The following is a 21,892-nucleotide window of genomic DNA, read 5'->3' as shown; positions in this document are numbered from 1 at the left end:
CGGGCCCCGTCAACGAAAGTCGGAGTGCCTACCTGCCGCAGGTCAGGTCCTTCGCGGGGAGGCGGCCCGTGGTGAGGTAGCGGTTGACGGTGCTGTCCGCGCAGGACGGGCCGTTGACCACCACGCCGTGGCCCTCGCCGCCCGCGACCGTGACCATGCGCGCGCCGTGCAGGGCCCGCCGCATGCCCTTGGCCATGGCCAGCGGCGTCTTGGGGTCCCACTCGTTCTGCACGATCAGGGCGTTGACGTCGTTGTCCACCACGGTGGCGGGCTCGCGGGCGGCCGACTTCCAGAAGGCGCACGGCTGGATGCCGGCCACCAGGTCACCGGCCAGGGGACGGGCCGCCTTGTCCCGGATCGCGTCCCGGCGGTACTGCTCGGGGTCGCGCGGCCAGCTCCGGGTCTCACCGCAGAAGACGGCCCACGCGACGGCGATCGCGTTGTCCGTCGGCGTCTCGGCGGCAGCCGGGGCAGCGGCTACACCCGCACCGCCCGCCGCTGCCGCCTTCAGCGCGACGACCCAAGGCGTCACGCTCGCGACCCGGACGAAGTCCTCGTACCGCAGGCGGATCGCGTCACCGCTGAAGGTCTCGCCTCCCACCGTGATCGGCGTACGGTCCGCCCGTGCGACCAACTCCCAGAAGCCCGAGCGGACTTCGGCGGCGGTGGCGCCCAGCCCGTAGTCGGCGTTGCGCGCGGCGGCCCACTCGGTCCAGCGGGTGAAGGCCAGTTCGGCACCCTCGGACCAGGCGCGGAAGGAGCCCCGCCAGGCGAGGGCCGGATCGGTCGCGCTGTCGAGCAGGAAGCGGTCCGCCCGCCGGGGGAACATCTGCATGTAGACGGCACCCAGGTAGGTGCCGTAGGAGTAGCCCAGGTAGGAGATCTTCTTCTCCCCCAGGGCCGCGCGGATCGCGTCCATGTCGCGTGCCGTGTTGCGGGTGGTGATGTGCGGCAGCACGTCCCCCGAGGTGGCGCGGCACTTGTCGGCGACCGACCGCGCCCGGGCCACGTCCTGGGCGAACGTCCCCTCCGAGTACGGGTGGAGGACGGTCATCTCGTCCTCCGTCAGACCGCAGCCGATCGGCGCGCTCCGCCCGACCCCGCGCGGGTCGAAACCGATCAGGTCGAACCGGTCCCGCACCTCCGCCGACAGCAGCGGCTCCACGTCCGCGGGCAGGGTCAGCCCCGGGCCGCCCGGCCCGCCGGGGTTCAGCAGCAGCACACCGTGCCGCTTCGCCGCGCTGCCCGCCTCGACCCGCGACACCGCGATCTCGATCGTCCGGCCGCCGGGGTCGGCGTAGTCCAGCGGCACCTTGACCTTGGCGCACTCCAACGCCGCCGGCCTCCCGGAGTCGCAGCGCTCCCAACGGAGTTGCTGCCGCCCGAACCCCTCGACCGGCCCCTCAGCCGCGACCGCGGTGGCCGGCACCAGCGCCGCCATCACCGTCGCCGCCGCACCCACCGTCAGAGCGGAGAGCATTCGTCCGTCTCGCAGAACCACATCGGCCCCCTGTGTGGAATCGGCACCCGGAATCAGCACCTTCGAATCGGTGCCCCGGAACACCCTCAGTCTGGTTCCGCCGCGTCAGCGCCCCGTACGACGCGGGGATGGGCCGATGATCCGACTCCCGGCGTACCCGGCCTCCGCACCCCCCTACGGGAGCGGGCGGCGCGACCCTGAGACGACCTCCACCGCCGGCACAGCTCGGGGGTTGACGCGCAAAAGTGTGAGTGGTTTATTACTCATATGCAGACGGGACGCCAACGCCAACTCTCCACCGCCGACGAACGCCGCGAGACGGTGCTCCGCACCGCCATCGGCGCCTTCGCCGCCCGGGGGTACTTCGGCACCACGACCACCGAGGTCGCCAAGGCCGCCGGGATCTCGCAGGCGTACGTGTACCGGCTCTTCCCGAGCAAGGAGGCGCTCTTCGCCGCCGTGGTCGAGCACTGCTTCGTCCAGGTCAGGGCCGCGCTGGAGCGCGGGGCGGCCGAGGCGAAGGGCAGCGCGGCGGAGGTGGTCCTGGCCTCGATGGGGGACGCGTACGCCAGGCTGATCAGCGACAACGACCTGCTGCTGGTCCAGCTGCACGCCCAGGCGGCGGCGGTCTCGGTGCCGGCGGTGCGCGAGGCGGTCCGGGCGGGTTACGCCCGGGTGGTGGAGTACGTGCGGGGGGCCTCGGGCGGGGACGAGCGGCAGGTGCAGGAGTTCTTCGCGGTCGGCATGCTCTGTCATCTCATCGTCTCGCTGGACGTCGAGTCGGTGGACGCGCCGTGGACGCGCACGCTCAGCGCCGGGATCACGCACTACTGAGAGAACGAGGCGGTCCGCACGGGCCGCCGTCTTCAGGCCCAGAGAGTGAGTGGTCAACCACTCATCAACAATCCCGGGGGGACACCATGCACCGCAAGGCACTCACCACCCTCGCCACCGCCCAGTTCACCGTGGTTCTCAGCACCTCCGTGGTCAACGTCGCCCTGCCGCAGATCCGCGACGGAGCCGGCCTCTCCCCCGACGGGATGGCCTGGGTGGTCAACGGCTACGGGCTGGCGTTCGGGGCACTCCTGCTGCTCGGCGGCCGGGCCGCCGACCTGCTGGGCGCCCGCCGGGTCCTGACCGCCGGACTGGCCCTGTTCGCCGCCGCCTCCATGGCGGCCGGACTCGCCGACGGGCCCTGGCTGCTCATCGGCTCCCGGGCCGCCCAGGGCATCGGGGCGGCCGCCGCCGCACCGGCAGCGCTCGCCCTGCTGGTGCGGCTCTTCCCACCCGGAGCCGGGCGGGCCAAGGCCCTAGGGGTCTGGGGAGCGGTCTCGGGGGCGGGCGGGGCGGCCGGGGTGCTGCTCGGCGGGGTGCTCACTGCGGCGGTCGGCTGGCGTTGGATCTTCCACGTCTGCGCGCTGCTCGCGGCGCTGGCCCTCGCCGCCGCCCTCCGCAGCGTCCCGCCCGATCCCGCCCCGCGCAGTGACGGTCCGTCAGCCGGCCTGCCCGGGGCGCTCACCAGTGCCGCCGCGATCGTCGCGCTCGTCCACGGCGTGACCTCCGCCCGCAGCTCCGGCTGGACGTCTCCCCCGGTGCTCGGCGCGCTCGCCACCACCGGCCTGCTGTCCCTGCTCTTCCGCCGGATCCAACGGCGCGGCTCCGCACCACTGCTGCCGCCGGGCCTACTCCGGCAGGGCACGGTCGGCCCGGCCAACCTCCTGATGGCCCTGCTCGGCGCCGTCTGGGTCGGACTGTTCTTCTTCCTCCCCCTCCTCCAGCAACAGGTGCTCGGCGCGGGCCCCTTGGCCACCGGCCTCGCCCAACTGCCGCTCGCCGCCGCCAACATGGCGGGCGCCGCGCTCGCACCGCGGCTCGCCAGGATGCTCGGCGCCCGCCGGACCCTGACCGCCGCCCTGCTCGCCCAGGCGGTCGGACTGCTCTGGCTGGCCCTGCTGGCCGCCCCCGGCACCTCCCTCGCCGCCCTCACCGGGCCGACCGTGCTGATCGGCCTCGGGCTCGGCACCGCCTTCGTCCAGCTCACCGGCGCGGCGGTGGACGGTGTCCGGCCGGAGCACACCGGCGTGGCCGGCGGGCTGGTGAACACCACCCGCCAACTGGGCGGCGCCATCGGCCTGGCCCTGCTCTCGACCTTCTCCGCCACGACCCCGGCCGACGCCCACCGCACCGCCTTCCTGCTGGCCGCAGCCCTGGCCACCACGGCGGCCGCGCTCACCCCCTTCCTCCTCAAGACCACCGCCACCGAAGGAGCCACCCGATGAACGTTCAGATCGACCGCACCGCCCCCGCCGTCGTCGAACTCTCGACCACCGTCCGGGCCCCGCTCACCCGCCTCTGGGACCTGCACACCGACATCGCCGCCTGGCCCGCCTGGCTCCCCGACGTCAGCGCCACCGAGACCGACGGCGGCCCGCTCACCGTCGGCTCGGTCTTCCGCTGGCACACCCACGGCCTGGACATCACCTCCACCGTGCTCGAGCTGGTGCCCGGCGAGCGCATCGTCTGGGGCGGCCCGGCCCACGGCATCGAGGGCGTCCACGTCTGGACCTTCGAGGAGACGGCCGAGGGCGAGGTGACCGTCCGCACCGAGGAGTCCTGGAGCGGCGCCCCCGTCGACGCCGAACCCGAGGCGCTCGGCCAGGCCCTCCGCCAGTCGCTGGAGAGCTGGCTCACCACCCTGCGCACCACGGCCGAAACCAACTGACGCTCCACCGACGCCCGGAAGGACCGAACCACCATGACCTCCACCGCCAAGCCCCCGTACCTGACCGGCCACTACACCCCCGTCGCCGACGAGATCACCGCCACCGGCCTCACTGTCGAGGGCACCCTGCCGCCCGAGCTGACGGGCCGTCTGATCCGCAACAGCCACAACCCCAAGCCCGGCATCACCCCCACCCACTGGTTCAAGGGCAGCGGCATGGTGCACGGCATCCGGCTCCGCGACGGCCGCGCCGAGTGGTACCGCAACCGCTGGGTGCACACCCCGGCCCTGGACGGCGCCCCGTACCTGACCGAGCACGGCCCGGACCTCACCGCCAGCACCGCCGGCACCCACGTGATCGAGCACGGCGGCCGCCTGCTGGCCCTCTCCGAGGCGGCCCTGCCGTTCGAGCTGACGCCCGAGCTGGAGACCGTCGGCGCCTTCGACTGGGAGGGGAGGCTCACCTCCGCGATGACCGCCCACCCCAAGGAGGACCCGGCCACCGGCGAGCTGCACTTCTTCTCCTCCTCGCCGTTCCCGCCGTACCTGGTCCACCACGTCTCCTCCCCCGACGGCAAGGAGCTGCGCAGCCAGGAGGTGCCGGGCGCGACCGCCGCGCTGAAGCACGACTTCGCGCTGACCGAGCGGTACGTGGTCTTCCTGGAGGGCTCGGTCACCTTCGACCCGGCCGAGCACTCCGGCATCCCGTACGGCTGGAGCGACGCCCAGCCCAGCCGGATCGGCGTGCTGCCGCGCGGAGCGGGCGGGGCGGCACGGGTGCGCTGGTTCGACGTGGCACCGGGGTACGCGATGCACCTGGCCAACGCCTACGAGGACGCCGCCGGACGGATCGTCATCGAGGGCCCCTCGGTGGGGCGGCAGGGCTGGCAGCGCTCCTGGAACTGGTGGGTCGGCGCTCCGGACCGCGGCGCCGAGCCCAACTCCGGTGCGTACGCCACCCGTTGGACGGTGGACCTGACCGCAGGACGGGTGGCCGAGGAGCGGACGGACGACCTGGTGGTGGAGTTCCCGACCATCAACGACGCGCTGACCGGGCAGCACCACCGCTACCAGTACGCCCTCTCCTTCCCGGACGACCTGGGCATCGGCAACCACTCCCTGGTCAAGTACGACCGCACCACCGGCGCGCGCCGGCTGCGGCCCTTCGGGAACGGGCAGCTCCCCAGCGAGGCGGTCTTCGTCGAGGCGGCGGACGGCAGCGGGGCCGAGGACGCCGGCTACCTGCTCACCGTGGTCAGCGACCTCAACGCGGACGCCTCCCGCCTCCTCGTGGTCGACGCCTCCGACCTCGCCACGATCGCCACCGTCCACCTCCCCCGCCGGGTCCCGGCCATGATCCACGGCTCCTGGATCCCGGACGCCGACCTCGGCCGCTCCTGAGCCGGCCAGCCCTGCGGACGGGTCCGCGCCAGGGCCCGGAGGCCAGTAACCGCAAGGGCCTCCGCCCCGGAACCCCACCGGGCCGGAGGCCCTGCGCGGTTGGCTGACGGAGAGTCGGTAGGCTGAACCTCGTCCCAGCCGCGATAGCGGTGCCGCGCCAAGGAGGAACGACTGAGCATGCCAGGCCCCGACTCGGAAGCCGCAGCCGTGCGCGACGCCTCGCTGCCCGCCCGCGCCAAGATCGCCGTCACGGCCGGCCGGATGGCCGCCGCCCTGTCGCAGAAGGCCGGCCGGGGCAGTGGTTCGGTGATCGGCGGGAAGATCGCCCTCAAGCTCGACCCCGACCTGCTGGCCACCCTCTCCGACCACCTCGACGTGGTGCTGGTCTCGGCCACCAACGGCAAGACCACCACCACCCGCCTGATCGCGGAGGCCCTCCGCGCGGCCGGCCCGGTGGTCTCCAACGCCCTCGGCGCCAACATGCCGGCCGGCATCACCGCCGCCCTCGCCGGTGGCGGCGACGCCCGCTTCGGCGTGATCGAGGTGGACGAGAAGTACCTGGCCGGGGTCGCCCGCGACACCCGCCCCAAGGCCATAGCGCTGCTCAACCTCTCCCGCGACCAGCTGGACCGCGCCGCCGAGACCCGCATGATGGCGGAGAAGTGGCGCGAGGGCCTCAAGGACACCGACGCGGTGATCGTGGCCAACGCCGACGACCCGCTGGTGACCTGGGCCGCCTCCTCCTGCCGCAAGGTGGTCTGGGTGGCCGCCGGTCAGGCGTGGAAGGAGGACGCCTGGTCCTGCCCGTCCTGCGGCGGTGTGATGCAGCGTCCGGGCGACGACTGGTTCTGCCAGGACTGCGGCTTCCGCCGTCCGCAGCCCCACTGGGCGCTCCAGGGCACCCATGTGATCGACCCTCAGCGCGGCGCCTGGCCGATCCAGCTCCAGCTGCCCGGCCGGGCCAACCTGGCCAACGCGACCAGCTCCGCCGCCGTGGCCGCGGTCTTCGGCGTCGCCCCGCAGGTGGCGCTGGAGCGGATGCAGTCGGTCACCGCGGTGGCCGGCCGCTACGACGTGGTGCAGTACCTGGGCCGCGACGTCCGGCTGCTGCTGGCCAAGAACCCGGCCGGCTGGCTGGAGACCTTCTCGCTGATCGACCAGCCCCCGGCCCCGGTGGTGCTCTCGGTCAACGCGCTGGACGCGGACGGCACCGACACCTCCTGGCTCTGGGACGTGGACTACGAGCGCCTGTCCGGCCACCCGATCTTCGTGATGGGCCAGCGCAAGCTGGACCTCGCGGTCCGGCTGGAGGTCGCGGGCCTCCAGTTCCACGTGGTGGACACCCTGGAGCAGGCCGTCCAGATGGCCCCGCCCGGGCGGATCGAGGCGATCGCCAACTACACCGCGTTCCAGCAGCTCCGGAAGGCGGTGGCGAACTGATGTCGAACCCGTACCAGGACCCGAACTACACCCCCCAGGTCCACCCTCAGCAGCCCGTCCAGCCGCAGCAGCCTCCGCAGGCCCCGCCGCCTCAGCAGCAGCCGTACGGAGGAAGGTCCCAGCGGATGACCGAGAGCACCCTGCGGCTGGTCTGGGTCTACCCCGACCTTCTGTCCACCTACGGCGACCGCGGCAACGCGCTCGTGGTGGAGCGCCGGGCCCGCCAGCGCGGGCTCAACGTCCAGCGGATCGACGTCCGTTCGGACCAGGCGGTGCCCACCAGCGGTGACATCTACCTGATCGGCGGCGGCGAGGACCGCCCGCAGCGGCTGGCCGCCGAGCGGCTGGCGGCGGACCAGGGCCTGGTCCGGGCGGCCGAGAACGGCGCGATCATCTTCTCGGTCTGCGCCGGCTACCAGATCCTCGGCCATGAGTTCCTCAACGACCGGGGCGAGCGCCAGCCGGGCCTCGGCCTGCTGGACGTCTGGACCGGCCGCGGCGAGGGCTCCCGCTGCGTCGGCGACGTGCTCGCCGAGACCGACCCGCAGCTGAACCTCCCTCAGCTCACCGGCTTCGAGAACCACCAGGGCGTCACTCACCTGGGCCAGGGCGTGCGGCCCTTCGCCACGGTGCAGGTCGGCAACGGCAACGGCACCGGCGACGGTACCGAGGGCGCCTGGCGGGACACCGTGTTCGGCACCTACCTGCACGGGCCCGTGATGGCCCGTAACCCCCAGGTGGCCGACATGCTCATCAAGCTGGCGCTGGACGTGAACGCCCTGCCGCCGGCCGACACCACCTGGTACGACGCGCTGCGCGCCGAGCGGATCGCGGCGGCCCGTCAGCCCGCCTGACCTGTCCGCTGGTTGGGCGGGGGCTGCTGCCCCCGCCCGATCCGGGCCAGAATAGAGACCTCGAACGCACACCCTCCTCGGCGTTCGGTGCAGTACCGCGGGGGCCACTTCAAAGGTGACGTGGCCCGCGTCGGCGCCTGCCCGGCCGGACACGGGCGCCTTTATGGTGGAAGTCCGGCTGTCCCATCTGCTCGGGAGTTGCAAAACAATGCGTATCGGAGTGCTGACCAGCGGCGGTGACTGTCCCGGCCTGAACGCCGTGATCCGTTCCGTGGTCCACCGGGGGGTGGTCGACCACGGCGACGAGATCATCGGTTTCCAGGACGGTTGGCGTGGACTGCTGGAGGGTGTCCACCGTCCGCTGACCCTCGACTCGGTGAGCGGCATCCTCGCTCAGGGCGGCACCATCCTCGGCTCCTCCCGGGTGCAGCCGAGCCACCTGCGGGACGGTGTGGAGCGGGCCAAGCAGCTCTGCGCCGACCTCGGGATCGACGCGGTCATCCCGATCGGCGGCGAAGGCACGCTGAAGGCCGCGAAGCTGATGAGCGACGCGGGGCTGCCGGTGATCGGCGTGCCGAAGACCATCGACAACGACATCGCCTGCACCGACGTGACCTTCGGTTTCGACACCGCCGTCTCGGTCGCCACCGATGCGCTGGACCGGCTGAAGACCACCGCCGAGTCGCACCAGCGGGTCATGGTGGTCGAGGTGATGGGCCGTCACACCGGCTGGATCGCGCTCAACGCGGGCATGGCGGCCGGCGCCCACGCCATCGTGGTGCCGGAGCGGCCGTTCCACATCGACAAGCTGACCGCGGTGGTCGGCGAGCGCTTCGACCGCGGCAAGAAGTTCGCCATCGTGGTCTGCGCCGAGGGCGCCAAGCCCGAGCCCGGCTCCATGCACTGGGAGGAGGGCGTCAAGGACATCTACGGCCACGAGCGGTTCACCGGGATCGCCAACCAGCTCTCCCGCGAGCTGGAGCACCGCCTGGGCAAGGAGGCCAAGCCGGTCATCCTCGGCCACACCCAGCGCGGCGGCACCCCGACCGCCTACGACCGCGTCCTCGCCACCCGCTTCGGCTGGCACGCCGTCGAGGCCGCCCACAAGGGCGCCTTCGGCCACATCACCGCGCTCCAGGGCACCGAGATCAAGCTGGTCCCGCTCGCCGACGCGGTGGCCGACCTGAAGACCGTCCCGTCCGAGCGCTACGTCGAGGCCGAGACTGTCATCTGACGCTCCGTCGTGCGCCGAAGGGCGGGTCCTCCTCCGGGGGGACCCGCCCTTCGGCGCTCATCGGACCAGGCTCCGCAGGACGGGCACGCTGACGCCGAAGCCGGTCAGGCCCGCCAGGACCGCGCCGGCCACGGGCCCCCCGCTGAGGAAGGTCAGGCCCCCGACCACCAGGCCGATGAAGGCCGCGGCGAGCAGGACCAGCGCGGTGTGCAGGGTGAGGAACGGGGTGGGCTGCGGGGTGGGCTGCGGGGTGGGCTGCGTCATCTTCTCTCTCCTTCTGAGCGGCCGGGGCACCGGCGGTGTCCGCGGCCGACGAGAGGAGCATGCGGTTGATCCCGGTTGTCCCCGAGCGCGGGCGGCATCGCCCCAGGTAAGGTCCGGACAACAGCGGGTTGTACCGGGTTGTACCGCCCGGGGGGTGGGGGTGGACGGTGCCGGAACGCAGCCGTGGCGGCCGACCGTGGGGTGAGCTCAAGGCGCAGACGCCCGAGGGCGCGGCGCTCGCGCGGTTCCTCCGGGCGCGAATCGACGCGAGCCCGCTGACCATGACGGTGGTCGCGCAGCGGATCAAGTACTCCAGCACGCAGGTCAGCCAGTTCCTGTCCGGGGCGCAGCTGCCGGAGCCCGGGTTCGTGGTCTCGCTGGTCAGCGTGACGGTGCCCGAGCCCCGGCAGCGCGAGGCGCGGCTCGCGGAGGGCGAGCGCCTGCTGCGGGCGGCGGCCCGGCCGGCTCCGGCCACCGGCGCCGGGCGGGGCGAAGACCGGGGCGTGCAGGGCGAGTTGGAACGCGTACGGGTCCAACAGGTGGAGACCTACGAGCGGTTGACCCGGGCCCTGGAGCAGCAGGCGGAGCTGCACGCGGCGGCGAGGAACTCCGCGCAGCTGGTGATGGTGCTGGTGACGATGATCAACACCCTGGAGGGGCGGGTCGCGGGCCTGACGGCGGAGCGCGACAAACTGCGGGCGGGGGCCGACCACCGGCGGGAGCTGGAGGTGACGCGGCAGCAGCTGGACCGTGCGCGGGACCAGGAGCGTCAGGCACAGGAGGAGCTGGAGCGGGCGCGGGACAAGCAGCGCAAGGCCGAGGACCTCGCCGCCCGGGTCCAGCAGCAGGTCCTCCAGCTCACCGAGCAGCTCGACCGCGTCCGGGCCGCGTCCGGTGACGACCCCGGTGCGGAGCCTGCGGCGGACGCCACCACGCAGGCCGCCTCGACGGCGGACCCGGTCGGCGACGACATCGCCCGGGCCCTGGCCCGCGCCGCCGCGGTCAACGACGCCGACACCGAGACCCTCCGGCGCATCAGCGACGAGCTCCTGACCGGGCCACCCGGCCCGGCGTCACCCGGCCACCGGCCGGAGTTGCCGCGGGTTGTCCCGGACAACCCCGACAACCCGCCGACCGGCGCCGACCGCCTCGACGACCACCTCGGCGACGACCTCGACTCGTACCACGAGCGGGCCCACCGGCTCGAGGACTCCGACCGCAACGCCGAGGCGGCCCAGGTGTACGTCGAGTTCCTCCGCGCCAACGCCCGGGTGCTCGGCCCCGACCACCCCGATGCCCTGACCGCCCGTCACAACCACGCCTACCACCTCGGGAGAGCGGGCGAGCACACCAAAGCCGTCCGGCTGTTCGCCGAACTCCTCCACGACCGCACCCGCGTGCTCGGCCCCGACCACCCCGACACCCTCCTCACCCGCCACCACCACGCGTACCAACTCGGCGACGTGGGCGAGCACACCGAAGCCGTCCGGCTGCTCGCCGGACTCGTCCACGACAGCACCCACGCGCTCGGCCCCGACGACCCCGACGCCCTCCTCGCCCGCCACAACCACGCCTACGAGGTCGGGGTCACCGGCAGGCCGGCCGAGGCCGCGGAGCTGCTCGCGGTCCTCGTCAACGACCGCACCCGGGTGCTCGGTCACGACCACCCCAGCACGCTCGCGACGCGGCGCCTGTTCGCCTCCCAGCTCGGGGAGAGCGGCGAGCCGGACGACGCGATCAGGCTACTGACCGTCCTCCTCGCGCACGACACCCGGGCACTCGGGGCCGGTCATCGCGAGACCCGCAAGGTGCGCGAGGCGCTCACGACCTGGACGTCGCGCATCCATGACGGCGACGGCGAGCGCGCCCTGACGGTCCGTCGGGCGGTGGACGGTTAGCGTACGGGGAGAGCCCGCCACGACCGAGCGACCGACCGGAAGGACACAGGCCCGATGGAGATCCTCGCCTACGGAGTCCAGGCCGACGAGCAGCCGATGCTGCGCGCCGCCTTCGAGGACGGCCACCGGCTGCGCACCCTGGCGGTCTTCCTGAACGCCGACACCGCCCCGCTGGCCGCCGGGTACCCGGTGCTGAGCACCAGCGTCAACTGCGAGCTGGACGCCGAGGTGCTCGGCCTGCTGGCCGAGGGCGGCACCAAGCTGATCGCCCAGCGCTCCACCGGCTTCAACAACATCGACCTCGAGGCCGCGGCCAAACTCGGCCTCACCGTCTCCCGGGTCTCCTACTACTCCCCCTACGCCGTGGCCGAGCACGCCTGGACCCTCGCCCTCGCGGTCAACCGCCGCCTCTCCCGGGCCGCCAACCGCTCCCGCGAGTTCGACTTCCGGCTGGACGGCCTGATGGGCCGTGACATCCACGGCATGACGGTCGGGGTGATCGGCACCGGGAAGATCGGCGAGTGCTTCGCCCGGATCGCGGCCGGTTTCGGCACCGAGCTGCTCGGCTGGGACATCGCGGAGAACCTGGCCTGCCGGGAGCTCGGCATGACCTACGTGCCCCGCGAGGAGCTGCTGGAGCGCAGCGACCTGGTCAGCCTGCACGTCCCGCTGCTGCCCGACACCCACCACCTGATCGACACCGCCGCGCTGGCCCGGATGAAGGACGACGCCATCCTGGTCAACTCCAGCCGGGGCGGCCTGGTGGACACCGCCGCCCTGGTCGAGACGCTCCGCGACGGCCGGCTGGCCGGGGTCGGCCTGGACGTCTACGAGGAGGAGACCGGCGTCTTCTTCTACGACCGCTCGGTGGAGGGCATCGGCGACGACGTGCTGGCCCGACTGATCAGCTTCCCCCAGGTCCTGGTCACCTCCCACCAGGCCTACTTCACCCGCACCGCCGTCGGCCAGATCATCGACGCCACCGCCCGCAACGTCGACGACTTCGAGGCCGGCCTCCGCAGCGAGAACACCCTGGTGCCGAAGATCCCCTGACTCCGCACGCCCCGGTGGTGGCCGGGACCGGCCGGGAGCGGTACACCTGGGCACATGGCCGCGAATTCGGATCCGCCCCGGACGGACGCCGTCCCCACCGGCGGCGGCCTGCGCAGCCGGCTGCGGCTCGTGCTCGGCCCGCGCAGCGTGGCGGGCCAGGTCTTCGTCCTCCAGGTCCTGATCGTGCTGCTGCTGGTGGTCACGATCGGCGTGGAGTCGGCGCTGCAGGACCAGCGGGACAGTGCGGCCGAGGCCCGGCAGCGCTCGCTCGCGGTGGCCGAGGCCTTCGCCAACTCGCCGGGGATCGCCGAGGCGCTCCGCTCCCCCGACCCGACCGCCCTGCTCCAGCCGAAGGCCGAGGCCACCCGGATCAGGACGGGCGTCGACTTCGTGGTCGTGCTCGGCCCCGACGCGATCCGCTACACCCACCCGATGCCCGACCGGATCGGCAAGAAGTTCGTCGGCACCACGGCACCCGTGCTGGCCGGGGAGTCGATCACCGAGGAGGTCAACGGCACCATCGGCCCGCTGGTGCAGGCCGTGGTCCCGGTGCGCGACTCCGGGGGCCAGGTGGTGGGCATGGTCTCGGCGGGGATCAGGACCAGCCGGGTCAGCGACAGCGCCGACCGGCAGCTGCCGGTCCTGATCGGCAGCGCGGCCGCCGCCCTCGCCCTGGCCACCGTCGGCGCCGCGCTGGTCAGCCGCCGGCTGCGCCGGCAGACCCGGGGCCTCGGGCCGTCCGAGATGACCCGGATGTACGAACACCACGACGCGGTGCTGCACGCGGTCCGCGAGGGCGTGCTGATCGTCGACCGGGAGGGCAGGCTGCTGCTCGCCAACGACGAGGCGGAGCGGCTGCTGGGCCTGCCGGCCGCCGCCGAGGGGCGGCACGTCACCGAGCTGGGCCTCGACCGCCGGATGGCCGAGCTGCTCGCCGCCGGGCAGTCCGTGACGGACGAGGTGCTGGCCGCGGGCGACCGGATGCTGGCGGTCAACGTCCGGCCGACCGACCTGCACGGCGGCCCGCCCGGTCTGGTCGCGACCCTGCGCGACTCCACCGAGCTGCGCGCCCTCACCGGGAAGGCCGAGCTGGCCGGCCGCCGGCTCAAGCTGCTCTACGACGCGGGCCTGGCGGTCGGCACCACCCTGGACGTGAACCGGACCGCCCAGGAGCTGGCCGAGGTGGCCGTGCCGGCCTTCGCGGACCACGTCACGGTCGACCTCGCGGAGTCCGTGCTCCGGGGCGAGGAGCCGGCGGCCGGGGCACCGATGCGCCGGGCCGCTCTGAGCCCCGACCACCCCGACGGCCCGTTCCTCCCGGTGGGCGAGCCGGTCCCGCTGGTCCCCGGCACCCCGCGCGCCCGCAGCCTGCGCAGCGGGCTGCCGGTGACCGAGACCGACCTCACCGAGGCCCTCGCGGCCTGGCACGGGCACAACCCGGAGCGCGCGCGGCAGGTGCGCGGGCACGGCGTGCACGCGCTGCTCGCGGTGCCGCTGCGGGCCAGAGGCGTGGTGCTCGGGATCGCCACCTTCTGGCGGGCCGAGCGGCCGGAGGCCTTCGACCAGGAGGACGTCGCGCTCGCCGAGGAGCTGGTCGCCCGCGCGGCCGTCAGCATCGACAACGCCCGCCGCTACACCCGCGAGCACACCATGGCCGTCACGCTCCAGCGCAGCCTGCTGCCGGGCGGTCTGCCCGAGCAGGACGCGCTGGACGTGGCCCGCCGCTACCTGCCCGCGCAGGCCGGGGTCGGCGGCGACTGGTTCGACGTGATCCCGCTGCCCGGCGCCCGGGTCGCGCTGGTGGTCGGCGACGTGGTCGGGCACGGGCTGCACGCGGCCGCCACCATGGGCCGGCTGCGCACCGCGGTGCACAACTTCTCCTCCCTCGACCTGCCGCCCGGCGAACTCCTCAGCCTGATGGACGACTTGGTCAACCGGATCGACCAGGACCAGGCCGGCGAGCACGGCGAGGCACCGATCACCGGGGCGACCTGCCTGTACGCGATCTACGACCCGGCCTCGCAGCGCTGCACCGTGGCGCGGGCCGGCCACCTGCCGCCCGCCGTGGTCCACCCGGACGGCACGGTGGAGTTCCCCGACATCCCCGCCGGGCCTCCGCTCGGCCTGGTCGGACTGCCGTTCGAGACGGCCGAGTTGGAGCTGCCCGAGGGCACCAGCTTGGTCCTCTACACCGACGGCCTGGTCGAGGCCCGCGGCCGCGACATCGACCTCGGCCTGAACCTGCTGGCCACCGCCCTCGCCCGGCCCGGCCGCGACCCGGAGCAGACCTGCGAGGACGTGCTCGGCGCGCTGCTGTCCGCCGACCCCACCGACGACATCGCCCTGCTGGTCGCCCGGACCCGCGCCCTGACGGACGGTCAGGTCAGGGTCTGGGACGTGCCCTCGGAGCCCACCGCCGTACGCGGGGTCCGCGCGGACGTGGCCCGGCTGCTCGGCGAGTGGGGCCTGGACGACCTCGCCTTCACCACCGAACTGATCCTCAGCGAGCTGGTCACCAACGCCATCCGCTACGGCCAGGCCCCGATCCGGGTCCGCCTGCTGCACGGCCGGTCGCTGATCTGCGAGGTCTCGGACGGCAGCAGCACCTCACCCCACCTGCGGTACGCGGCCACCACCGACGAGGGCGGGCGCGGGCTGTTCCTGGTGGCCCAGTGCTCCGACCGCTGGGGCACCCGGTACACCGAGAGCGGCAAGGTCATCTGGGCCGAGCAGCGCCTGCCCTGATCAGCGGACGGTCAGCGGACGGTCAGGGTGCCCTTCATGCTGGTCGGGTGCAGCGTGCAGAAGAAGGGGTAACTCCCCGGCGTGGACGGGGCGGTGATGGTCTTGGACTGACCCTTGCTCAGGGTGCCGGTGTCGAAGCCGCCGCTGCCCGTGGCGGTGAGCGTGTGCGCGGCGCTGTCCTGGTTGGTCACGGTGATCCGGGCCCCGGGCGCGACGGTGAGGTCCGCCGGGGTGAACTTGAAGTCGCGGATCACCACGGAGGCGGTCGTGGCGGGCGCGGAAGCACTCGCGGAAGCGGAAGCAGAGGCCGACGCGGAGGTGGAGGCCGACGCCGAAGCGGAGGCGGAACGGGACGCCGACGGGCTCGCCGAGGCGGAGGGGGTGGGCGTCGCGCTCGACCCGCCACCGCCGCCCTTGTCGTCCGAGCAGCCCGCCGCCCCGAGCAGGAGCACGGCCACGGCCGCGACCGTGGCGTACCGACGGGAACGGCCAAGGGCAGAGTGGGTCGGCATCGGATCGTCCTCCAGGTGTGACCGGCGTCGGGCCGCACCATCAGCGCACACCGACGGCCCTGACACACCGTCGCCCCGCCTGGGCGCCGCCGGGTTTCACCCGACCGGCGGCGGGCCCAGGGGGTCGAGGTCAGCCCTGGAACGCCGTGTTCAGGGTCTGCCAGAGGGGCTTGGTGGCGTAGGGCAGCATGTCCTCGGCGTAGTACCACCAGAAGTGGCCGCCGGCGTAGTAGGGCAGGTCGATCTTGAGGCCGTAGTAGTACGTCAGCATCGACCCGGCCGCCGCCTGGGTGGTGCCGGTGGCGGCGTCGGGCAGGCCGACCTCGCCGAAGCCGAGCTTGGCGTTCGGGTAGAGGGCGTGCAGCTGCTGGAAGTAGGAGGTCCAAGTGGCCGCGCTGGGACGGATGTTGTTGCACTGGCCCTCGTAGTAGCTGAGGGTCACGTAGTCCAGGCCGTTGCGCATGTCCTCCGGCACGTACTGCTTGGTGAAGGCGATCGGGTCGAGCTCGGTGGGGCCGTTGCCGCAGCCGATGTCGTAGTAGAGGGTCAGCGCGCTGCGCTTGCCGGCCGTCTCGACCTGGCGGTAGGCGTCGGTGATCTTGGTGGAGACGTCGGCGTAGCTGCCGAGCCAGTTGCCGTTGACCTCGTTGCCGATCTCCCAGAGGTCCACCTTGTCGCCGAAGGCCTTCAGGTACTGGGCGACGCGGTCGTGGTAGGCCTGGGCCGAGAAACTCTTCACGTACTCCGAGTCGAGGATCTCGCCCATGAGGTAGCTGACGGGCTGGAGTTGGTTGACCGCCGCGGTGTAGGAGCCCGGGCCCTCGGTCTCGTCGAAGACGAGACGGGTGGTCGGGGTACGGGCCAGGTGCCGCGAGGAGTCCACCAGCGCGGAGAGCTCCGAGACGTCGTCGGCGGTGACGCCGTACAGCCGGTCGGGCAGCGCGCGCATGCCGGCGGGCGCGGGCGTCGCACTCGGCGTGGGCGTGGGCGTGGCGCTCGGCGTGGGCGTGGCGCTCGGCGCGGGAGTCGGCGCGGGAGTCGGGCTGGGCTTGGGCGTCGCGGTCGGCGTCGGCGTCGGGCTCGGTGTGCGCGTCGGCTGGTAGCGCCAGTGGCCGGACTGCGTGGAGGTCCGGGCGGCCTGGGCGCCGGAGGCCTGGGTGCTGATCACGAACGGGAGGGCGAGCAGGCCGGCTGCGGCCGCCGCGCCGACCCGTACAGGGGTGGCAGAAAAGCGCATGGACAGGTTCCTCTGCGACGCCTGCGAGGTGAGCTGTCGGGTTCGGGCCGGAGGTACGGCCCGGCCGCGCTGTGGGAGCGGCTTCACCCCGAGCCTGCGGCCACCGCGGACGCACGTGCGCGGGCGGGGGGCAGCAGGCGGCTGACCTGGTTCCCCCGCTCCCGTCCGTGTCCGTGCTCGAGTGACCGCCGGCGGGTGGACGGGATTCGGCGTCCCACCGGCGGGGCCCGCGCGGAGCGGGCGACTCGGAGCAGGCTAGCAGCCGTCCCGGCACGGACAAGACGGTGAAGGACGCTGTAGCGCAGCTCACAGAGCCGCCCGCTCCGCGCGGCGAGGGGTCAGCTCGTCCAGTGCGGGGAGCGCAGGCCGGCCGGGGTGGAGCGGAAGCCGCAGGAGCGTTCGTAGAAGTCGACGTGCTCGGGGTCGTAGTCCACGTGCACCCAGTCGCAGCCGGCCCGGAAGGCCTCCTCGGTGACCTCGTCCACCAACCGCTTTCCGATGCCCAGGCGTTGGTACTCGGGGTGGACGGCGGTGTCCAGCACGAAGGCGTGCTTGCCGCCGTCCCACACCGCGTGCACGAAGCCGACCAGGCGGTCGGCGTCGAAGGCACCGATCCAGCTGAGGCTGTGCCGCTCCAGGCGGCTCGCCCACGGGGTGACGGTGAGCTCCTCGTCCGGGACCGCCGGCCCGTCCGGGCTGAACGCCCGTTCGTGCAGTGCGGACAGCTCCCTGTCGTCGACCCCGAACCGGACCTTCAACTCGACCTCGGTCACGCCGATTTCACCTATTTCCGCTCTGTACCGTCTTCCAGCAACCGGGCGATCCCCGCAGCGAGGGCCTCCGGTGTGTCCGCGAGCAGCGTACCGATTCCCAAGCGCTCCGCCGCGCCGGTGACTTCGGGGTTGTCGTCGATCAGGACAGCCCGCTCCAGGGTCCGGCCGCAGCGTTCGGCGACGGCGGCGAAGAACTCCGCGGTGGGCTTGACCCGCCCGACCCGCCAGGAGGAGGCGATCACGTCGAACTTGCCCAGGTGGCCGTGGGCGCCGTCCTTGACGGCGTCCCAGTGCTCGGCCTCGTTGTTGGCCAGCACGAGCAGCAAGTCGGGCCGGTGGCGGCGGAGTTCGGCGATGGCGGCGAAGGCACCCGGACGGGGGACCACGCAGTCCCGGTAGAGGGCGTCCAGCCACTGCGGGTCCACCCGCAGGCCGGCCGGTGCCCCGGCCGCCACCAGGGCGTCGGCCAGTACGTCGTGGACGTGGGCCAGGCCGACCTCGTAGGCGGCGTCCCTGGCGTCCAGTTCGGCCAACAGCCGTTCCGGGTCGGCATGGTGACGGTCCGCCAGCTGCTGGAGGAAGTCGGTCTCCTCGGTGACGTTGTTGAAGATGACGCCCCCGGCGTCCATCAGGATCGTGTCGGCCATACCCGCTCCACGTTCTCGCGCATCCAGTCGAGGTTGGCGGCCAGCCCGGCCGCGAGGTCGTACTTGGCGGCCCAGCCGGTGGTGCGGGTCAGCTTGGCCGGGTCGGCCTGGAGCTTCATGACCTCGCCGGGGCGGGGCGGTCCGTGCAGGATCTCGCTGCGGGAGCCGGTGAGTTCGACCACCAGGCGGGCGGTGTCGGTGACGCTGTGGTCGACACCGGTGCCGATGTTGTAGGCCTCGCCGGTGCCGGGGAGGCGGCCGAGGGCGAGGAAGGCCTCGACGGTGTCGGCCACGTAGGTGAGGTCGCGGGTCTGCTCGCCGGTGCCGTTGATGGTGATCGGTTCGCCGCGCAAGGCCTTGGCGAGGAAGAGCGGGACGGCGTCGTAGACGTGCCGGGGGCCGTAGCAGTTGAACGGCCGGACGATGGTCAGCGGGGTGCCGTAGGTGTGGGAGTAGGACCAGGCGAGCCGGTCGCAGGCCACCTTGGAGGCGGCGTACGGGGTGGCGGGCATCAGCGGGTGCTGCTCGGTGATGGCGTCGGGCTGGGTGCCGTAGACCTCGCTGGAGCTGGTGACCAGCAGGTGTTCGGGGCCGGTCAGCCGGGCGGCCTCCAGCACGTTGAGGGTGGAGCCGAGGTTGGTCTGCACGACGCTGGCGGGCTGGTCCAGCGAGGCCGGGACGTAGGCGTCCGCGGCCAGGTGGAACCAGGTGCTCGCCTCGATGCCGCTGAGCACGGTGACGGCCGAGGGCCCGGCCAGGTCCAGGTGGACCAGGCGGTGCAGGGCCGCGACGGCGGGGGCGGGGAGGTTGCGCAGGCGGTTGGTGACCTGGGTGCCGGAGACCCGGCGGACCACGGCGGTGACCTGGGCACCGAGGCCGATCAGGGCCTCGGTGAGGTGCGAGCCGACGAAGCCGTCGGCCCCGGTCACCAGGACCGGGCGGCCGGCCCAGTAGCGCTCGGCCGATTCGGTGGACGACATCAGTGGGGGTGCCTCACTCGCTCGCAGGGATGCGGGACAGCGCCGCGCGGGACGCCTCCGCCAGGAAGCCGATCTCCTCGGAGGTGCTGGTGAGCGGCGGCGCGAGGATGACCCCTTCGCCGCTCCCGTCCGGGTTGAAGCCGTTGAACGGGTAGAGCAGCAGCCCGGCCTCCCGGCCACGGGCCAGCGCGGCCCGCTGGGCGCCGGGCACCAGCTCCACCGCGTGGAAGTACCCCACCCCCCGGGTCCGGACCACCGCCGGGAGGTCCTCCAACGCCCGTACTGCGGCGGTGAGTTCACCTCCCCTGGGGGTGGAGGGGTCGAGCGCGCCGAGGTCCTGGAGCACGTCGAGCACCGCGAGTCCGACGGCGGCCTGGAGCGGGCTGGCGGACATGGTGCCCATCAGCGGGAGCGGGCGCCCCGAGGAGCGCAGCGAGTCCACGCCCGCCTCGTTCACCAGCACGGCGGAGAGCGGCAGGTACCCGGCGGACAGGCCCTTGGCGAGCACCACCAGGTCGGCCGCGCTGCCGGGGTCGTGGTCGGCGCCGAGCGGCAGGCCGGTGCGGCCGAGGCCGGTCAGCACCTCGTCGTGAATCACCAGCACGCCGTACTCGTCGCAGAGCCGGCGCAGGGCGGAGAGGTAGCCGGGCGGGGGCGTGTAGGCGCCGCCGGTGGTGCCGTTGACCGGTTCGATCAGGACGGCCGCGACGCTCTCGGGGCCGCGCTGCAGGATCGCGTCGCGGACGGCGCTCACGCACTCGGCGCGGCACCGCTCGTACGGGCAGCCGCGGTGGTGGCCGGGGTAGGGCGGGTCGAAGGCGGGGCCGAGGCCCAGGGCGTCGACCGGTTCGGGGCGGCGCCGCCGGTGGCCGGAGAGGCCGAGGGCCAGCGCGCTGTTGCCGTGGTACCCGAGGGTGGCGGTGAGCACGTGGTGGCGGCCGGTCCCGCCCCGGGCGCGCTGGATCGCCTTGGCGTAGGTGACGGCCAGTTCGACGGCGGCGGTGCCCGAGCAGGCCAGGCTCACCCCGTCCCCGGCCCGTCCCACGGCGGCGGCGAGCCGTACGGCCAGCTCCTCCTGGAGGGCCGGGCGCAGGGCGCCGGGCGAGGCGTAGGTGGCGACGGAGGCCTGACGGGTCATCGCCTCCAGCACGTGCGGGTGGGCGTGCCCGATGTTGACGCAGACCAGGCCGCTGGCCGCGTCGAGCAGCCGGCCGCCGTCGGCGGTGTGCACCCAGGCGCCCTCGGCATGGGTGTAGTCGACCGGTGGCACGGGTTGGAAGGTGGACAGCAGCACGGACTTGCTCACGGTGGGGAGGCTCCTTCCGGCCGGATCGGGCCGACCGGCGACGGGGGCGGGCGTGGGGGACGGCGGGGGCGGGCGCACGGACCGGGGCACCTCCGGCCGGCCCCGGTCCCCCGTCCGCCCCGGGCCGGCCGGCCGGCCGGTCTCAGACCAGCGCGTGCCAGGCCGGTGCGGGCCGGCCGCTGAGCAGCAGCAGCGCCTGGTGGGCGAACATGCTGCTCCAGCTGTTGCTGTGGGCCTGCTCGGCCCGGGGCCAGTAGAGGACGGCTGACCGGTCGTCAGGGTGCTCGGTGGTGCTGGCGGCCAGGGCCTCGCCGGCGGCGCGCAGGCCCTTGGGCTCCAGGCCGAGCAGCAGGGCCAGCCGGACGGCCTGGGAGAGCACGTCGGACTGCCAACGGTCGCCGACCGGTCCGCCGTCGCGGTGGGCGTAGGTGGGGAAGCCGCCGTCGGGGAGCTGCTGCTGCCAGACCCACTCGACGATCCCGGCCGCCCGCTCGCGCGCCGCCGGGTCGCGCCGGGCCTCGGACCAGACCCAGAGGCCCTCGGCCGCGTAGCAGGCGGCGTGCAGGCTGACCAGTTCGCTGCCGGGGCAGGTCTCGACCGGCGCGGTGCCGCTCGGCGGCGCGAGCTCGCCGGCGGTGGCGGCCAGCCGCTCGGCGGCCTCGGCCGCGCCGGGGACGCCGTGCACGTCGGCCGCGACCAGGGCCTGGAGCACCTTGAGCAGGTGCGCGCGGCCGGAGTTGGACCAGGTGGGCTCGGTGCCCTCGGGCCGGGCTCCGCCGATCATCGGGCCCTCGGCCAGGTGGTCCAGCAGCTGAGCGGCGACGGTCCGGGCGGCGGCCACGGTCCGCCGGTCGGCGGTCCGCCGCCCGTACGCGAAGAGCCCGTTGGTGATCATCGCTAGGTCGAACAGGTAGACCCCGTCCGGCCGGTCGAAGCGGCAGGTGTCGTCGCCGCGCTCGATCCGCTCGGCGAGCCAGCGGGCGGCCGCGTCGGCGCGCCCGCGCTCGGCGGCGTCCAGCTCCTCGTTGGCGAGGAAGGTGAGCACGTACCCGGTGATCTCCGGGTAGGGCGTGGAGAGTTCGCCGTCCGCGGTGTGCCAGCCGGCGTAGGCGCCGTCGGGGTGCTGGGCCTGGCCGCCGCGCAGCCAGCGGGCCACGCCCGCCGCCAGTGCGCCGAAGCTGGCGGCGGCCGGATCGGCCCCCGGGTCGGCCGGGGTCCGGCTTCCGGGCACGGGTGCGCCCGGGTGAGCGGGTGTCAGGTAGCCCGGCGTCAGGTCGTCCGAGCTCAGGGCCTGGTCGGTGGTCCGGTCGGTGGTCTGGTCGGTGGTCGTCATCACGTCTCCTCTG

General features: G+C 73.6%; 19 protein-coding genes and 1 riboswitch. Of the genes, 10 read left to right on the top strand and 9 right to left on the bottom strand.

Going from position 1 to position 21,892, the window contains the following annotated elements; all coding sequences use genetic code 11:
• Positions 1-28: 28 nt before the first annotated feature.
• Positions 29-1,480: an alpha/beta hydrolase gene (locus tag ACZ6ZR_RS00725; protein ID WP_465637920.1), complete on the bottom strand. Its 1,452-nt coding sequence runs from the start codon at positions 1,478-1,480 to the stop codon at positions 29-31.
• A gap of 267 nt (positions 1,481-1,747) precedes the next feature.
• On the opposite strand from ACZ6ZR_RS00725, the gene ACZ6ZR_RS00720 reads away from it, so the two are divergent.
• The 7 genes from ACZ6ZR_RS00720 (at position 1,748) to ACZ6ZR_RS00690 (ending at position 9,131) form a co-directional block, all read left to right on the top strand.
• The gene (locus tag ACZ6ZR_RS00720; RefSeq protein WP_465637919.1) at positions 1,748-2,314 is read left to right on the top strand and encodes a TetR/AcrR family transcriptional regulator; all 567 of its coding nucleotides are present in this window, start codon (positions 1,748-1,750) and stop codon (positions 2,312-2,314) included.
• A gap of 86 nt (positions 2,315-2,400) precedes the next feature.
• Positions 2,401-3,759: an MFS transporter gene (locus tag ACZ6ZR_RS00715; RefSeq protein WP_465637917.1), complete on the top strand. Its 1,359-nt coding sequence runs from the start codon at positions 2,401-2,403 to the stop codon at positions 3,757-3,759.
• On the top strand, positions 3,756-4,202 hold the full coding sequence (locus ACZ6ZR_RS00710; RefSeq protein ID WP_465637915.1) for an SRPBCC family protein: 447 nt from the start codon (positions 3,756-3,758) through the stop codon (positions 4,200-4,202). Before ACZ6ZR_RS00715 ends, ACZ6ZR_RS00710 begins: the two co-directional genes overlap by 4 nt.
• A 33-nt stretch (positions 4,203-4,235) precedes the next feature.
• On the top strand, positions 4,236-5,603 hold the full coding sequence (locus tag ACZ6ZR_RS00705; protein ID WP_465637913.1) for a carotenoid oxygenase family protein: 1,368 nt from the start codon (positions 4,236-4,238) through the stop codon (positions 5,601-5,603).
• A gap of 177 nt (positions 5,604-5,780) precedes the next feature.
• Positions 5,781-7,043 (top strand): MurT ligase domain-containing protein, encoded by a 1,263-nt coding sequence (locus ACZ6ZR_RS00700; protein ID WP_465637911.1) that lies wholly within the window; start codon positions 5,781-5,783, stop codon positions 7,041-7,043.
• A 125-nt stretch (positions 7,044-7,168) separates the two neighbouring features.
• Positions 7,169-7,897, top strand: coding sequence for a type 1 glutamine amidotransferase (locus tag ACZ6ZR_RS00695; protein ID WP_465637909.1), 729 nt, complete (start codon positions 7,169-7,171; stop codon positions 7,895-7,897).
• Between the two features lie 208 nt (positions 7,898-8,105).
• Positions 8,106-9,131: a 6-phosphofructokinase gene (locus ACZ6ZR_RS00690; RefSeq protein WP_465637907.1), complete on the top strand. Its 1,026-nt coding sequence runs from the start codon at positions 8,106-8,108 to the stop codon at positions 9,129-9,131.
• A 57-nt stretch (positions 9,132-9,188) separates the two neighbouring features.
• Here the strand turns inward: ACZ6ZR_RS00690 and ACZ6ZR_RS00685 are convergent, their stop codons facing one another.
• A complete protein-coding gene (locus ACZ6ZR_RS00685; protein WP_465637905.1) occupies positions 9,189-9,395 on the bottom strand; it encodes a hypothetical protein in 207 nt (68 codons plus the stop codon).
• Positions 9,396-9,562: 167 nt separating this feature from the next.
• Between ACZ6ZR_RS00685 and ACZ6ZR_RS00680 the strand changes: the two genes are divergently transcribed.
• From ACZ6ZR_RS00680 to ACZ6ZR_RS00670, 3 genes are read left to right on the top strand one after another with little or no spacing between them, the layout of a single operon-like run.
• Complete coding sequence (locus tag ACZ6ZR_RS00680; protein WP_465637904.1) at positions 9,563-11,293, top strand: tetratricopeptide repeat protein; 1,731 nt, start codon at positions 9,563-9,565, stop codon at positions 11,291-11,293.
• Positions 11,294-11,347: 54 nt separating this feature from the next.
• Positions 11,348-12,346 carry a 2-hydroxyacid dehydrogenase gene (locus tag ACZ6ZR_RS00675; protein WP_465637902.1) on the top strand — a complete coding sequence of 333 codons (999 nt, stop codon included), beginning with the start codon at positions 11,348-11,350 and terminating at the stop codon, positions 12,344-12,346.
• Between the two features lie 54 nt (positions 12,347-12,400).
• Complete coding sequence (locus tag ACZ6ZR_RS00670) at positions 12,401-15,091, top strand: SpoIIE family protein phosphatase (RefSeq protein WP_465637900.1); 2,691 nt, start codon at positions 12,401-12,403, stop codon at positions 15,089-15,091.
• 11 nt (positions 15,092-15,102) lie between these two features.
• Here the strand turns inward: ACZ6ZR_RS00670 and ACZ6ZR_RS00665 are convergent, their stop codons facing one another.
• From ACZ6ZR_RS00665 to ACZ6ZR_RS00635, 7 genes are all read right to left on the bottom strand, one after another.
• On the bottom strand, positions 15,103-15,549 hold the full coding sequence (locus ACZ6ZR_RS00665; RefSeq protein WP_465637898.1) for a cupredoxin domain-containing protein: 447 nt from the start codon (positions 15,547-15,549) through the stop codon (positions 15,103-15,105).
• Positions 15,550-15,733: 184 nt separating this feature from the next.
• Positions 15,734-16,840 (bottom strand): hypothetical protein, encoded by a 1,107-nt coding sequence (locus tag ACZ6ZR_RS00660; RefSeq protein ID WP_465637896.1) that lies wholly within the window; start codon positions 16,838-16,840, stop codon positions 15,734-15,736.
• Positions 16,841-16,843: 3 nt separating this feature from the next.
• Positions 16,844-16,976, bottom strand: a riboswitch (cyclic di-AMP (ydaO/yuaA leader).
• Positions 16,977-17,178: 202 nt separating this feature from the next.
• Complete coding sequence (locus tag ACZ6ZR_RS00655) at positions 17,179-17,613, bottom strand: GNAT family N-acetyltransferase (RefSeq protein WP_465637894.1); 435 nt, start codon at positions 17,611-17,613, stop codon at positions 17,179-17,181.
• An 11-nt stretch (positions 17,614-17,624) separates the two neighbouring features.
• Positions 17,625-18,260, bottom strand: coding sequence for an HAD family hydrolase (locus ACZ6ZR_RS00650; protein WP_465637892.1), 636 nt, complete (start codon positions 18,258-18,260; stop codon positions 17,625-17,627).
• Positions 18,242-19,240, bottom strand: a complete 999-nt coding sequence (locus ACZ6ZR_RS00645) for an NAD-dependent epimerase/dehydratase family protein (protein ID WP_465637890.1) — start codon at positions 19,238-19,240, stop codon at positions 18,242-18,244. Before ACZ6ZR_RS00645 ends, ACZ6ZR_RS00650 begins: the two co-directional genes overlap by 19 nt.
• A gap of 13 nt (positions 19,241-19,253) precedes the next feature.
• Entirely contained in the window at positions 19,254-20,546 is a 1,293-nt protein-coding gene (locus ACZ6ZR_RS00640; protein ID WP_465637888.1) for an aminotransferase family protein, read from the bottom strand.
• Positions 20,547-20,688: 142 nt separating this feature from the next.
• Complete coding sequence (locus ACZ6ZR_RS00635; RefSeq protein ID WP_465637886.1) at positions 20,689-21,879, bottom strand: hypothetical protein; 1,191 nt, start codon at positions 21,877-21,879, stop codon at positions 20,689-20,691.
• Positions 21,880-21,892: the final 13 nt, after the last annotated feature.

This window comes from Kitasatospora sp. NPDC088742, assembly GCF_055584905.1.
The sequence above is the reverse complement of the archived record's forward strand: the minus strand, read 5'-3'. Positions and strand labels throughout refer to the sequence as shown.

Excerpts from the sequence above, each read along its gene's own strand:
- ACZ6ZR_RS00690 (WP_465637907.1), top strand. The coding sequence starts at position 8,106 with ATGCGTATCGGAGTGCTGACCAGCGGCGGTGACTGTCCCGGCCTGAAC.
- ACZ6ZR_RS00710 (WP_465637915.1), top strand. The coding sequence starts at position 3,756 with ATGAACGTTCAGATCGACCGCACCGCCCCCGCCGTCGTCGAACTCTCG.
- ACZ6ZR_RS00660 (WP_465637896.1), bottom strand. The coding sequence starts at position 16,840 with ATGCGCTTTTCTGCCACCCCTGTACGGGTCGGCGCGGCGGCCGCAGCC.
- ACZ6ZR_RS00715 (WP_465637917.1), top strand. The coding sequence starts at position 2,401 with ATGCACCGCAAGGCACTCACCACCCTCGCCACCGCCCAGTTCACCGTG.
- ACZ6ZR_RS00720 (WP_465637919.1), top strand. The coding sequence starts at position 1,748 with ATGCAGACGGGACGCCAACGCCAACTCTCCACCGCCGACGAACGCCGC.
- ACZ6ZR_RS00650 (WP_465637892.1), bottom strand. The coding sequence starts at position 18,260 with ATGGCCGACACGATCCTGATGGACGCCGGGGGCGTCATCTTCAACAAC.
- ACZ6ZR_RS00645 (WP_465637890.1), bottom strand. The coding sequence starts at position 19,240 with ATGTCGTCCACCGAATCGGCCGAGCGCTACTGGGCCGGCCGCCCGGTC.
- ACZ6ZR_RS00705 (WP_465637913.1), top strand. The coding sequence starts at position 4,236 with ATGACCTCCACCGCCAAGCCCCCGTACCTGACCGGCCACTACACCCCC.
- ACZ6ZR_RS00695 (WP_465637909.1), top strand. The coding sequence starts at position 7,169 with ATGACCGAGAGCACCCTGCGGCTGGTCTGGGTCTACCCCGACCTTCTG.
- ACZ6ZR_RS00685 (WP_465637905.1), bottom strand. The coding sequence starts at position 9,395 with ATGACGCAGCCCACCCCGCAGCCCACCCCGCAGCCCACCCCGTTCCTC.
- ACZ6ZR_RS00700 (WP_465637911.1), top strand. The coding sequence starts at position 5,781 with ATGCCAGGCCCCGACTCGGAAGCCGCAGCCGTGCGCGACGCCTCGCTG.
- ACZ6ZR_RS00725 (WP_465637920.1), bottom strand. The coding sequence starts at position 1,480 with ATGCTCTCCGCTCTGACGGTGGGTGCGGCGGCGACGGTGATGGCGGCG.
- ACZ6ZR_RS00670 (WP_465637900.1), top strand. The coding sequence starts at position 12,401 with ATGGCCGCGAATTCGGATCCGCCCCGGACGGACGCCGTCCCCACCGGC.
- ACZ6ZR_RS00675 (WP_465637902.1), top strand. The coding sequence starts at position 11,348 with ATGGAGATCCTCGCCTACGGAGTCCAGGCCGACGAGCAGCCGATGCTG.
- ACZ6ZR_RS00635 (WP_465637886.1), bottom strand. The coding sequence starts at position 21,879 with ATGACGACCACCGACCAGACCACCGACCGGACCACCGACCAGGCCCTG.